This window comes from Ketogulonicigenium vulgare WSH-001 (genome assembly GCF_000223375.1).
Classification (GTDB): domain Bacteria; phylum Pseudomonadota; class Alphaproteobacteria; order Rhodobacterales; family Rhodobacteraceae; genus Ketogulonicigenium; species Ketogulonicigenium vulgare.
On record NC_017384.1, the window covers coordinates 187,541 to 198,364 of the forward strand.

The window sequence follows — 10,824 nt, forward strand, 5'->3', positions numbered from 1 at the left end:
CATTAGGCGACCATCGCCTCGGCCTTCGACAGATCGACGCTGACCAATTGGCTGACACCTTGTTCAGCCATGGTCACGCCGAACAGACGGTTCATGCGCGCCATAGTGACGGCATGGTGCGTGATGACCAAAAAGCGCGTGTCGGTGCGGCGGGTCATCTCGTCCATCAGATCGCAGAACCGCGTCACGTTGTGATCGTCCAGCGGCGCGTCGACCTCGTCCAGCACGCAGATCGGCGCGGGATTGGCCAGGAACACGCCAAAGATCAGGGCCAGCGCGGTCAGCGTCTGCTCGCCCCCCGACAGCAGTGACAGCGAGGACAGTTTTTTGCCCGGTGGCTGGCACATGATTTCAAGGCCGGCTTCCAGCGGATCATCGCTTTCAACCATCACAAGGCGCGCTTCGCCGCCGCCGAACAGATGGGTGAACAGCATGGCAAAGTTCTCATTCACCTGATCAAAGGCCGCCAGCAGCCGCTCGCGCCCCTCGCGGTTCAGGTTGCCGATCGCGCCGCGCAGGGTGCGGATGGCGCTTTCCAGATCGGTCTTTTCATTCAGCAGCGTCGTCTGTTCGTCCGACAGCGCCTTGGCGTCTTCCTCGGCACGCAGGTTCACCGCGCCCATCTGTTCGCGCGCGCGTTTCAGATTCGCGACCTCGTCCTCCAACTCGCGCACGGGGGGCAGATCGTCAGGATCGCCCACGGCCTCGCGCAGCGCCTCGGGGGCCATGGCGAGGATATCCTGAATGCGTGCCTCGACCTGCGCCAGCGTGGCTTTGGCGACGTCGACAGCGGCTTCGGCGCGGGCGCGACCCTCGCGCGCCTCGGATGCGGCGCGCTCGACTTCGCGCTCGGCCAGCATCGCTTCGCGCAGGCGGGTGTCGGCTGCTGCCACAGCCTCGGCGGCGGCCGCGCGGCGCAACTCTGCCGTGGCGATGGCGGTTAGCACATCCTCGCGCTTGGCGGTCAGCATCCCGGGGCGGCTTTCGGCGCGCGCGAGATCCTTTTCCAGCCCCTCTTGGCGGGTATCGAGTTCGCGCATCCGCTGCGCGGCGCTGGCCAGACGGGTTTCCCAATTGGTCATCTCGCGCAGGATATCCTGCGCACGGCGGGTGCGCCCCTCGGCGGTGCGGCGCAGGTCATCGGCGCCGCTGCGGCGGGTCATCATAGTGATACGGGCGGCATCAACGGCGGCGCGTACCTCGTCCAAAGTAGCGCGGCTGGTGGTCAGATCCGGCAGGGATTGGACCTCGGCCTCGGCCACGGTCAGCGTCGCGCGCAGGCTTTGCTGCTCAGAGGCAAGGCGGCGCTGGGCATGATCCGCGCTCTCGCGTTTCGAGGCAGCGATATTGCGGTCAGCCTCGGCGCGGGCAAGGGTGCGGTTGGTGTCGGCCAGCGTGCGCTCGGCCACGCGCGCGGCGTCGCGGGTCGCGGTTTCCAGCGCGGTTGCCTCGGCCAGCTTGGCCCCGGCAGCGCTATGGGCGGCGATGGCGGCCTCGGCCTCGGCCTCGGCCGCCGCAAGTTCGGCTTGCAGCGCGGTCAGCCGGTTCATCTGCTCCAGCCGCAGCGCGGCGGCAGAGGGCGCATCACCTGCACCGGCGCGGAATCCGTCCCAGCGCCAGACATCGCCCTCGCGCGAGACGAGGCGCTGGCCGGGGCGCAGCGCGGCTTGCAGACGGGGGCCGTCGGCAGCCGCGACCAGCCCGACCTGCGGCAACAGGCGCGCCAGCACGTCATCAGGGGCGGTGACGGCATCGGTCAGCGGCGCGCTACCCTCGGGCAGCGCGGGCGCATCGGCATAGGCGGGCAGAGCGACCCAGCCGGTGGCGGCATCCGCGCCGATCAGCGGCGCGTTCAGGTCATCGACCAGCGCCGCGCCAATGGCTTTTTCCAGACCCGATTTCACCGAGATTTGCGCCAGAAGCCCCGCGACCTTGGCCTGATCCTTGCCCAAAAGCTGCGTCAATCCCCGCACTTCCGAGGCCAGCGCGCTGCGGCGGCCCTCCGCCTCGGACCTTGCGGCGCGCAAGGTCGCGGCGGCAGTCTCGGCGCTTGCGCGCTGGGCGGCGGCGGCCTCTTGCGCCTGATCTGCGGCCTCGACCGCAGCCGTTGCGGCGGCAAGGCGTCCCTCGGCCCCGGCAAAGGCGGTGAGGGCAGCGGTCAGGGCGCTTTCGGCGTGCTGCAGCGATTGCGTCACACGCTGCGCCTCGGCCTCGGCCTTTTCCACCGCGCGCTTGGCATTTTGCAGCGCTTGGTCGGCGGATTGGTGGCGGGCGGCAAGGCGGGCCATGCCTTCGGTCTGGGCCGCCAACGTGGCTTCGTGGTCTTTCAAAATGGCGCTGGCCTCGGCTGCCAGTGCCTCGGCGGCGGCGATGGCTTCGTCCTGATCGGCCTGCGCCTCCATCAGCGCGTCGCGCTCGTCCTCGAGGTTTTTCAGCGTCTGCAGCGCATCGCCGTTCAGCGCATCCTCGCGGGTGCGGTCGGCCAGGGCTTGCTCCAGCGCGGCGCGGGTATTGTTAATGGTTCCCTGAGCACGGGACAGATCAGCGGCAAGGCTGTCACGCTCGGCCTCGAGTTTCGCGACGATGGCCTTGGCGATAGATTCTTCTTCGCGCAGGGGCGGCAGGGCGGCCTCATGCGCGGCGCGGTGATCGGCACCTGTCTTCGCCTCAGCTTCGGCAAGTCCTGCGGCCTGCGCCGCCAGTTTCAGCGCAAGTTCGGCAGTGATGCGCGCGTCATCCGCCTCGCGCCAGCGCAGCCAGAACAGCAGCGTTTCGGCCGCACGCAGTGCGCCGCCCACCTCGCGATAGCGTTGCGCGGCCTTGGCCTGGCGCGACAGCGTTGCAAGCTGTTGACCCAGATTGTCGATCACATCATCGACGCGGGTCAGGTTCTGCTCGGCGCCCTTCAGCTTCAGCTCTGCCTCGTGGCGGCGCTGATACAGGCCCGAGATCCCTGCCGCTTCCTCGAGAATCCGGCGGCGCGATGTGGGTTTGGCGTTGATCAGTTCGGAAATCTGGCCCTGCCGCACCAGCGCGGGCGAATGCGCGCCGGTCGAGGCATCGGCAAACAGCATCTGCACATCGCGCGCGCGCACATCCTTGCCGTTGATGCGATAGGCCGAGCCCGCGTCACGCGTGATGCGGCGCATGATTTCCAACTGGTCATTGTCGTTGAAACCGGCTGGGGCGACGCGATCGCTGTTGTCGATCAGCAGCGCAACCTCGGCATGGGCGCGGGCGGGGCGGGTGGATGCGCCGGCAAAGATCACATCCTCCATCCCACCGCCGCGCATGGCCGAGGGGCGCGTCTCGCCCATGACCCAGCGCAGCGCCTCGAGCAGGTTCGACTTGCCGCAGCCATTGGGGCCAACAACGCCTGTCAGGCCCGGCTGAATCACCAGCTCGGTTTGATCGACGAAGCTTTTAAAGCCGTTGAGGCGCAGACGCGTGAACTGCATTGACGCTTCCTTTGTGACCAGTGAAAAGAAATTGCCCGGTTTCCTGCTTTGGCTGGCCGAGGCAGGCAGAGTCAAGTGAGAGGCCCAAATGATCGCCATTTCCATTCGTAAAGCAGACCCGCTATCGGCAGATGGCCGCCGCCTGTTGACTGCCAGCCAGAATTACCTGCGCAGTCTTTATCCGCCCGAGGATAACTATTTTCTGCCTATCGAGGCTTTGGCCGCTGATCCCGCGATCACCTTTTTGATGGCCTATGACGATACCGGTGCGCTGGGTTGCGTGGCGCTGGCCGACAAGGGCGAATATGGCGAGGTGAAATCGCTGTGGGTCGATCCCAACACCCGCGGCAAAAGCGTGGGCGCTGCACTGATGGAAACGCTGGAGGGGCGCGCCCGCGCGCGCAAGCTGAAGATGCTCAAGCTGGAAACCGGCGACACGCTGCATGCGGCGCATCGGTTGTATAAACGGGTTGGATATACGATTTGCGGGCCGTTCGGCGATTACGCCGAAGGCCCGCATTCGGTCTTTATGGAAAAGACGCTGTCTTAATCACTCGGCTTTTTTGTTCTTCTCGGCCGCAGCTTTCATGCGGGCGAGAAGTTCAGCCTTGGTCTCGCGGGCGCCAAAGGGCTTTTCCTTGCCGCCGTGCTGGTTGTGCTCTTGGTGGCGGGGCTGACCCTTTGGGGTGCTGCCGCTGTATTGTTTCGAATAATCGGGCATGACTTATACTCGGTGATAGGGGGTGCCGGCCAAGATGGCGGCGGCCCGGTAAAGCTGTTCCGTCAGCATGACCCGCACCAACATATGTGGCCAGACCATTTTGCCAAAGGAGATGGACATCTGCGCCTGCGCGCGAAGGCTGGGGTCGATCCCGTCCGCGCCGCCGATGACGAATGTAACATCACGTGCGCTGTCGCGATACCCCGCCAGCCTTTGGGCGAAATCGGGCGAGGATAAAACCTCGCCCCGCTCGTCCAGCGTGATCAGCACATTGCCTGCCGGGATCGCTTTTGCCAGCAATTGCGCCTCGGCGGGCATGCCGCCGCCCTTTTTATCCTCGACTTCGAGGAGTTGGGCGGGGCCAAGGCCAAGCGCGCGACCTGTGCGTTCAAAACGGGTGAGATAGTCGTCGATCAGCGCCTTTTCGGGGCCGCTACGCAAGCGGCCCACGGCGGCGATGGTCACACGCATATCAGCGGAACTTGTCAGGCCCCGGCGCGCCCGGCATCCACATTTTTTCCAACTGATAGAACTCGCGCACTTCGGGGCGGAAGATATGGACGATGATATCGCCCGTATCGATCAGCACCCAATCGGCGGCCTCGCGGCCTTCCATTTTGCACAGGATCGAGAAATCCTGCTTGAGCCGGTCGGCGAGTTTTTCGGCGATCGAGGCGACCTGACGGGTCGAACGACCCGATGCGATCACCATATAATCGCCCATAGAGGAGCGGCCGCGCAGATCAATCTGCACGATTTCTTCGGCTTTGTCGTCGTCAAGCGACGCCATAACGGCATCCAAAAGCTGGGCCGATGTGTAATCGCGCGGGGCTGCGGGGGCGTTTTCGGGCATGAGGGGCGCAGTCATTGCGTCACCTTTTGCGCGGGCGCGCTCATGCAGATCATCGTCGGGCGCGAATTGCGGGTAATTAGGGTCATTGTCCTCTCGGGCGGCACGCCGGTTAGCCACGGCGCGGGGCATTACAATTAATATAGCAGGGCGGGTGGGGAATCTCAATGGATGCTGACCACCCAAATGGACTTGCGCAATTAATGAAAAGAAGAATGTCCCTTGAAGGAAGATTTGCAAAGGTGTAGGCAGGGCGACATGCAAGGCTTCGTGTATTTTGACATTCATGACCGCCAGCGCCTTCCGGGGCGTTTCTTTGGCGTGACCCAATCGGTCCTCGCGCGACTTTGATCGCGCGGGTGGGCTGCTGCTGCACAGCCCGCCCCATGCGCCCTGCCGTCTTTTGACAGCCCATTCGCGCCGGCACCGCCGGACGCTGCTTAGCAATGCAAGAGATACCTATGTCCAAGACACTCTATGATAAAATCTGGGATGCCCATGTCGCACATCAGGCGGATGACGGCACCTGTCTGCTGTATATCGACCGCCATCTGGTTCACGAAGTGACCAGCCCGCAGGCGTTCGAAGGCCTGCGCATGGCGGGCCGCAAGGTGCATGCGCCTGAAAAGACGATCGCTGTGCCCGATCACAACGTGCCGACCACCTGGGACCGCGCCAAGGGGATCGAGAACGAAGAATCGCGTATTCAGGTCGATGCGCTGGATAAAAACGCGCGCGAATTTGGCGTGGTCTATTATCCGGTGAACGATATCCGTCAGGGAATCGTTCATATTATCGGGCCCGAGCAGGGCTGGACGCTGCCCGGCATGACCATTGTGTGCGGCGACAGCCATACCGCGACGCATGGTGCATTCGGCGCGCTGGCGCATGGCATCGGCACATCCGAGGTCGAGCATGTGCTGGCGACCCAGACGCTGATCCAGAAGAAATCCAAAAATATGAAGGTCGAAATCACCGGCAAGCTGCGCCCCGGTGTCACGGCCAAAGATATCACGCTGGCGGTGATCGGCCTGACGGGCACTGCGGGCGGCACCGGCCATGTCATCGAATACTGCGGCGAGGCGATTCGCAGCCTGTCGATGGAAGGCCGCATGACCGTCTGCAATATGGCGATCGAGGGCGGCGCACGCGCCGGCCTGATCGCGCCGGACGAGACGACCTTTGCCTATGTCAAAGGTCGCCCCCATGCGCCTGCCGCCGAACATTGGGACAAAGCTGTCGCGTGGTGGAAGACTCTGTTCACAGACGAGGGCGCCCATTTCGACAAGGTCGTGACCATCCGCGGCGAGGATATCGCCCCCGTCGTCACCTGGGGCACATCGCCCGAGGATGTGCTGCCCATCACCAGCGCCGTGCCTGCACCCGAGGATTTCGAGGGCGGCAAGATCGACGCTGCCCGCCGCAGTCTGGATTACATGGGCCTAGAGCCCGGCCAGCGTCTGGAAGACATCAAGATCGACGCCGTCTTTATCGGCAGCTGCACCAACGGCCGGATCGAAGATCTGCGCGCCGCCGCCTCCGTCCTGAAAGGCCGCAAGCTGGCCGAGGGCGTGCGCGGTATGGTTGTTCCCGGCTCGGGCCTTGTGCGACTGCAGGCCGAGGAAGAGGGACTGGCCGATATCTTTAAGGACGCAGGCTTTGAATGGCGTCTGGCGGGATGTTCGATGTGCCTTGGCATGAACCCCGACCAGATGGGCCCAGGCGAGCGCTGCGCCGCGACGTCGAACCGCAATTTCGAGGGGCGGATGGGGCGCGGCTCGCGCACGCATCTGATGTCGCCCGTCATGGCCGCCGCCGCCGCAATCACCGGTCGTCTGACCGATGTGCGCGATTTCCTGCCCGCTGAATAAGGGGAAAGATGATGGATAAGTTTACGCGCCTGACCGGGATCGCCGCGCCCATGCCGCTGGTGAATATCGACACCGATATGATCATCCCCAAACAGTTTCTAAAGACGATCAAGCGCTCGGGCCTGGGCGTCCATGCCTTTGACGAGATGCGCTATGACGCGGCCGGCAATGAAAACCCTGATTTCATCCTGAACAAGCCTGCCTATCGCGCATCCGAGATTATCGTTGCGGGGGATAACTTTGGCTGCGGCTCATCGCGCGAACACGCGCCTTGGGCGCTGCTGGATTTTGGCATCCGCTGCGTGATCTCGACCAGCTTTGCCGATATCTTTTACAACAACTGCTTTAAGAACGGCATCCTGCCGATCACCCTGCCGCAAGAGATGGTCGATATCCTGATGGATGATGCCGAAAAGGGCGCGAATGCCCGTATCACGGTGGATCTCGAGGCGCAGACGGTGACCACCTCGGACGGGCAGGTCATCGCCTTTGAGATGGATGCGTTTCGCAAACATTGTCTGGTGAACGGGCTGGATGACATCGGCCTGACGCTGGAGAAATCCCTGTCCATCGCCGATTACGAGGCAAAGCTAAACGCCGAGCGGCCCTGGGTCTGATGCGTTTTCCGCTCGCCATACTGGGGATCACCGCCATGGCGGGCAGTGCCTTGGCCGATACCCGTTTGGCGAGCTGGGATGTCGATCTGACGCGGGACGGCCCCGGTCTGCTGCTGCGGGATATCCTGCGCGAAAGCGATGATATTCTGGCTGTGGTGGATGCGATCGTGGCGGCAAAGGCCGATGTGCTGCTGCTGACCAGTTTCGACTATGATGCAGGGGGCGCGGCGCTGGGGGCTTTTGCCGATCTGCTGGCCGCACGCGGGGCGGATTATCCGCTGCGGATCGCGCAAGCGACCAATCGAGGCCTGCCCAGTGGCCAAGATCTGAACGGCAACGGCCGCTTGGGCGAGGCCGAGGATGCCTATGGCTGGGGCCGCTTTTATGGCGAGGGGGCGATGGCGCTGCTGTCGCGCCTGCCGCTGACGGGCGATCTGCGCGACCACACGGCTGATCAGGGTCGCCTTGCCTCCAGCGGGCTATGGGTGGTGCCATTGGGCCCGCTTGATGTGATTGCCTTTGCCGCGACCACGCCCGCCTTTGGCAATGAGACCCGAAACGCCGCCGAGATTGCGCAGGCCGCCGCGCTGATCGAGGGGCGTTTCGTGCTGATCGGCAAGCCAAACCTCGACCCCGCTGCGGGGGCGGGGGATCGCGCGGTGATGGCGAGCCTGCTAGCAGATTCGCGTCTGCAAGACCCTTTGGCGGGCCAGCCGACCGCCCATTGGCCGGACCCCATCGGCGCGCTGCGGGTGGATTACATCCTGCCCGCCGCAGAAATTCTGGTCGCCGGTGCAGGCGTTATCCCCCATGATAACGCCGCCTTTGGTGCCCATTCCCTTGTTTATATTGATATTGCTGACGTGCCCTGAAAGGAGCTTCTCTTGTCTAACCCCAGTTTGCTGATCCTCGCCGGTGACGGTATTGGCCCCGAAGTCATGGCCGAAGTGCGCAAAGTCATCGCTTGGTTCGACGCGCATGGCACTAGCTTTGACGTGACCGAGGATCTGGTCGGCGGTGCCGCCTATGATGTGCATGGCACGCCGCTGGCCGATGAAACGCTGGCAAAGGCGCTTGCCGCCGATGCTGTGCTGCTGGGCGCCGTGGGCGGCCCGAAATATGATGTGCTGGATTTTTCCGTCAAGCCCGAGCGCGGCCTGCTGAAGCTGCGCAAAGAGCTTGATCTTTATGCGAACCTGCGTCCGGCGCAGTGCTTTGACGCGCTGGCGGATTTCTCGTCCCTCAAACGCGAGGTTGTCGCCGGTCTTGATATTATGATCGTGCGGGAACTGACCTCCGGCGTCTATTTCGGCGAGCCGCGCGGCATTTTCACCGAAGGCAACGAGCGCGTCGGCATCAACACCCACCGCTATACCGAATCCGAGATCGCCCGCGCCGCCCGCGCCGCTTTCGACCTTGCCCGCCAGCGCGGCAGCCGCGTCTGTTCGATGGAGAAGGCCAATGTGATGGAGGCCGGGATTCTGTGGCGCGAAGTGGCGCAAAAGATCCGCGATGAGGAATATCCCGATATCACCCTGTCGCATATGTATGCCGACAACGGCGCAATGCAGTTGGTGCGCGCGCCAAAGCAGTTCGATGTGATCCTGACCGACAATCTGTTCGGCGATATCCTGTCGGATGCGGCGGCGATGCTGACCGGCAGCCTTGGGATGCTGCCTTCGGCCAGCCTTGGCGCGACCGGCCCCAATGGGTATCCCCGCGCGATGTACGAGCCGGTGCACGGCTCGGCCCCCGATATCGCGGGGCAGGGCAAGGCGAACCCGATCGCCTGTATCCTCAGCTTTAGCATGGCTTTGCGCTATTCGTTCAATCTGGGTGATCAGGCCGACAAACTCGAGGCCGCTGTCGAGAAAGTGCTGGCCGATGGGCTGCGCACCGCCGACCTTTTGGGCCCGGCTGGCGGCACTGCGATTTCTACCTCGCAAATGGGTGATGCGATTGTTGCGGCGCTAGAAAGCTTGCACTAACATTGACGTTACCGGCCTGACGTTACAGGCTAAGTCTTTGGCCGGGGTGGTTTTGCCGCCCCGGTTTTTCATTTCAAAACCCCCGAGGGATGCATGGGCTCGAACGCCAAGGGCGCGGTGCTGGCGCTGATCGCATTTGCCATTTTTGCAACGCATGATGTGATCGTAAAGGCGATGGGGGGCATCTATGCGACGCCGCAGCTGATCTTTTTCTCGGTCATGTTCAGCTTTCCGCTGGCCTTGCTGATGCTGGTGCAAGACCCGCGCCCCGGAACGTTAAAGCCGGTGCATCCGGGCTGGGTGGCGCTGCGCACAGGCACGGGGATCGTGTCGGGGCTGACGGTGTTCTACGCCTTTACCGCGCTGCCGCTGACCCAAGTTTACGCGATCATCTTTGCGACACCGCTGATCATCACGATTCTGTCGGTGCCCTTTCTGGGCGAGCGGGTGCGGATGCGCCGCTGGATCGCGGTTGGCGTGGGGCTGTTCGGCGTGCTCGTTGTCGTGCGTCCGGGCACGGCAGAACTCGGGCTGGGCCATGCCGCCGCCTTGATCGGTGCGCTGTGCGGTGCGTTGTCGGCGATCACTTTGCGCAAGGTCGGCAGCAAGGAACGGCCGGTCGTCCTGCTGCTCTATCCGCTGTTTGGCAACTTTATCGTTATGGGGGCGGCGCTGCCCTTTGTGTATCAGCCAATGCCGATCACACATCTGGGCCTGTTCGCGCTGATGGCTGCGCTGGGCCTGATGGGCGGGCTGTTCAGCATTCAGGCCTATAAACATGGCGAGGCGGTGGTGGTCGCCCCGATGCAATATTCGCAGATCATCTGGGCCTCGGTCTTTGGCTATCTGATCTTTCGCGAGACGATGGATTTTTGGACAACCGTTGGCACGCTGATCATTATCGGCTCGGGCATCTATATTGTCGTGCGCGAGGGGCGCAGCGACGCATCCGACAATCACCCTGTGCTGCGCACCAAGATGCGCGCCGATACCGGCACGCTTTTGCGACCTAGCGTCACTGATCAGCCAGTTAACCTTACGAAAAACGGGGAATAGCCTCTTGCGTTTTGCGTATGCCGGCGCTACCTCTCGCGCCACGGTCGGAGCGTAGCGCAGCCTGGTAGCGCACCTGCTTCGGGAGCAGGGGGTCGGAGGTTCGAATCCTCTCGCTCCGACCATTTTCCCGATTTCTCAGAATCATACCCTACGCAACATCGCTGTTTTGCCGGTGGTTGCCGTTTCATGATCTTCGCAAATTTAAGCGCACTGACCAAATCCTAGGCGGGTTTGCGTTCCGCGCCTGATGCCTGCCGCGCATT

Annotated in this window: 10 protein-coding genes and 1 tRNA gene; 7 read left to right on the top strand and 4 right to left on the bottom strand. The window is 63.2% G+C overall.

The window, feature by feature from the left end; all coding sequences use genetic code 11:
* Window positions 1-2: 2 nt before the first annotated feature.
* The gene (gene smc, locus KVU_RS00920) at window positions 3-3,458 is read right to left on the bottom strand and encodes a chromosome segregation protein SMC (RefSeq protein ID WP_014537461.1); all 3,456 of its coding nucleotides are present in this window, start codon (window positions 3,456-3,458) and stop codon (window positions 3-5) included.
* An 88-nt stretch (window positions 3,459-3,546) separates the two neighbouring features.
* Between smc and KVU_RS00925 the strand changes: the two genes are divergently transcribed.
* On the top strand, window positions 3,547-4,008 hold the full coding sequence (locus KVU_RS00925; protein WP_013383436.1) for a GNAT family N-acetyltransferase: 462 nt from the start codon (window positions 3,547-3,549) through the stop codon (window positions 4,006-4,008).
* On the opposite strand, the gene KVU_RS16080 is transcribed toward KVU_RS00925, so the two are convergent.
* The 3 genes from KVU_RS16080 to rsfS are packed head-to-tail and all read right to left on the bottom strand — an operon-like array spanning window position 4,009 to window position 5,047.
* Complete coding sequence (locus KVU_RS16080) at window positions 4,009-4,179, bottom strand: hypothetical protein (protein ID WP_013383437.1); 171 nt, start codon at window positions 4,177-4,179, stop codon at window positions 4,009-4,011. It lies immediately after the preceding gene.
* Between the two features lie 3 nt (window positions 4,180-4,182).
* Entirely contained in the window at window positions 4,183-4,650 is a 468-nt protein-coding gene (gene rlmH / locus KVU_RS00930) for a 23S rRNA (pseudouridine(1915)-N(3))-methyltransferase RlmH (protein WP_013383438.1), read from the bottom strand.
* A gap of 1 nt (window position 4,651) precedes the next feature.
* On the bottom strand, window positions 4,652-5,047 hold the full coding sequence (gene rsfS, locus KVU_RS00935) for a ribosome silencing factor (protein WP_193365321.1): 396 nt from the start codon (window positions 5,045-5,047) through the stop codon (window positions 4,652-4,654).
* A gap of 443 nt (window positions 5,048-5,490) precedes the next feature.
* Here rsfS and leuC point away from each other — a divergent pair, with 443 nt between their 5' ends.
* The 6 genes from leuC to KVU_RS00965 all read left to right on the top strand — a co-directional run bounded on the left by leuC (window position 5,491) and on the right by KVU_RS00965 (window position 10,683).
* Window positions 5,491-6,900: a 3-isopropylmalate dehydratase large subunit gene (leuC, locus tag KVU_RS00940; protein ID WP_013383440.1), complete on the top strand. Its 1,410-nt coding sequence runs from the start codon at window positions 5,491-5,493 to the stop codon at window positions 6,898-6,900.
* A gap of 11 nt (window positions 6,901-6,911) precedes the next feature.
* Window positions 6,912-7,517: a 3-isopropylmalate dehydratase small subunit gene (leuD, locus tag KVU_RS00945; protein WP_044008124.1), complete on the top strand. Its 606-nt coding sequence runs from the start codon at window positions 6,912-6,914 to the stop codon at window positions 7,515-7,517.
* Window positions 7,517-8,389 carry an endonuclease/exonuclease/phosphatase family protein gene (locus KVU_RS00950; protein WP_013383442.1) on the top strand — a complete coding sequence of 291 codons (873 nt, stop codon included), beginning with the start codon at window positions 7,517-7,519 and terminating at the stop codon, window positions 8,387-8,389. Before leuD ends, KVU_RS00950 begins: the two co-directional genes overlap by 1 nt.
* Window positions 8,390-8,401: 12 nt before the next feature.
* On the top strand, window positions 8,402-9,505 hold the full coding sequence (leuB, locus tag KVU_RS00955; RefSeq protein WP_013383443.1) for a 3-isopropylmalate dehydrogenase: 1,104 nt from the start codon (window positions 8,402-8,404) through the stop codon (window positions 9,503-9,505).
* A gap of 93 nt (window positions 9,506-9,598) precedes the next feature.
* Window positions 9,599-10,561 carry a DMT family transporter gene (locus KVU_RS00960; protein WP_013383444.1) on the top strand — a complete coding sequence of 321 codons (963 nt, stop codon included), beginning with the start codon at window positions 9,599-9,601 and terminating at the stop codon, window positions 10,559-10,561.
* Between the two features lie 45 nt (window positions 10,562-10,606).
* Window positions 10,607-10,683: transfer RNA gene (locus KVU_RS00965), tRNA-Pro, on the top strand.
* Window positions 10,684-10,824 lie beyond the last annotated feature (141 nt).

Excerpts from the sequence above, each read along its gene's own strand:
- leuC (WP_013383440.1), top strand. The coding sequence starts at position 5,491 with ATGTCCAAGACACTCTATGATAAAATCTGGGATGCCCATGTCGCACAT.
- rlmH (WP_013383438.1), bottom strand. The coding sequence starts at position 4,650 with ATGCGTGTGACCATCGCCGCCGTGGGCCGCTTGCGTAGCGGCCCCGAA.
- KVU_RS00960 (WP_013383444.1), top strand. The coding sequence starts at position 9,599 with ATGGGCTCGAACGCCAAGGGCGCGGTGCTGGCGCTGATCGCATTTGCC.
- leuD (WP_044008124.1), top strand. The coding sequence starts at position 6,912 with ATGGATAAGTTTACGCGCCTGACCGGGATCGCCGCGCCCATGCCGCTG.
- smc (WP_014537461.1), bottom strand. The coding sequence starts at position 3,458 with ATGCAGTTCACGCGTCTGCGCCTCAACGGCTTTAAAAGCTTCGTCGAT.
- KVU_RS00925 (WP_013383436.1), top strand. The coding sequence starts at position 3,547 with ATGATCGCCATTTCCATTCGTAAAGCAGACCCGCTATCGGCAGATGGC.
- KVU_RS16080 (WP_013383437.1), bottom strand. The coding sequence starts at position 4,179 with ATGCCCGATTATTCGAAACAATACAGCGGCAGCACCCCAAAGGGTCAG.
- rsfS (WP_193365321.1), bottom strand. The coding sequence starts at position 5,047 with ATGACTGCGCCCCTCATGCCCGAAAACGCCCCCGCAGCCCCGCGCGAT.
- KVU_RS00950 (WP_013383442.1), top strand. The coding sequence starts at position 7,517 with ATGCGTTTTCCGCTCGCCATACTGGGGATCACCGCCATGGCGGGCAGT.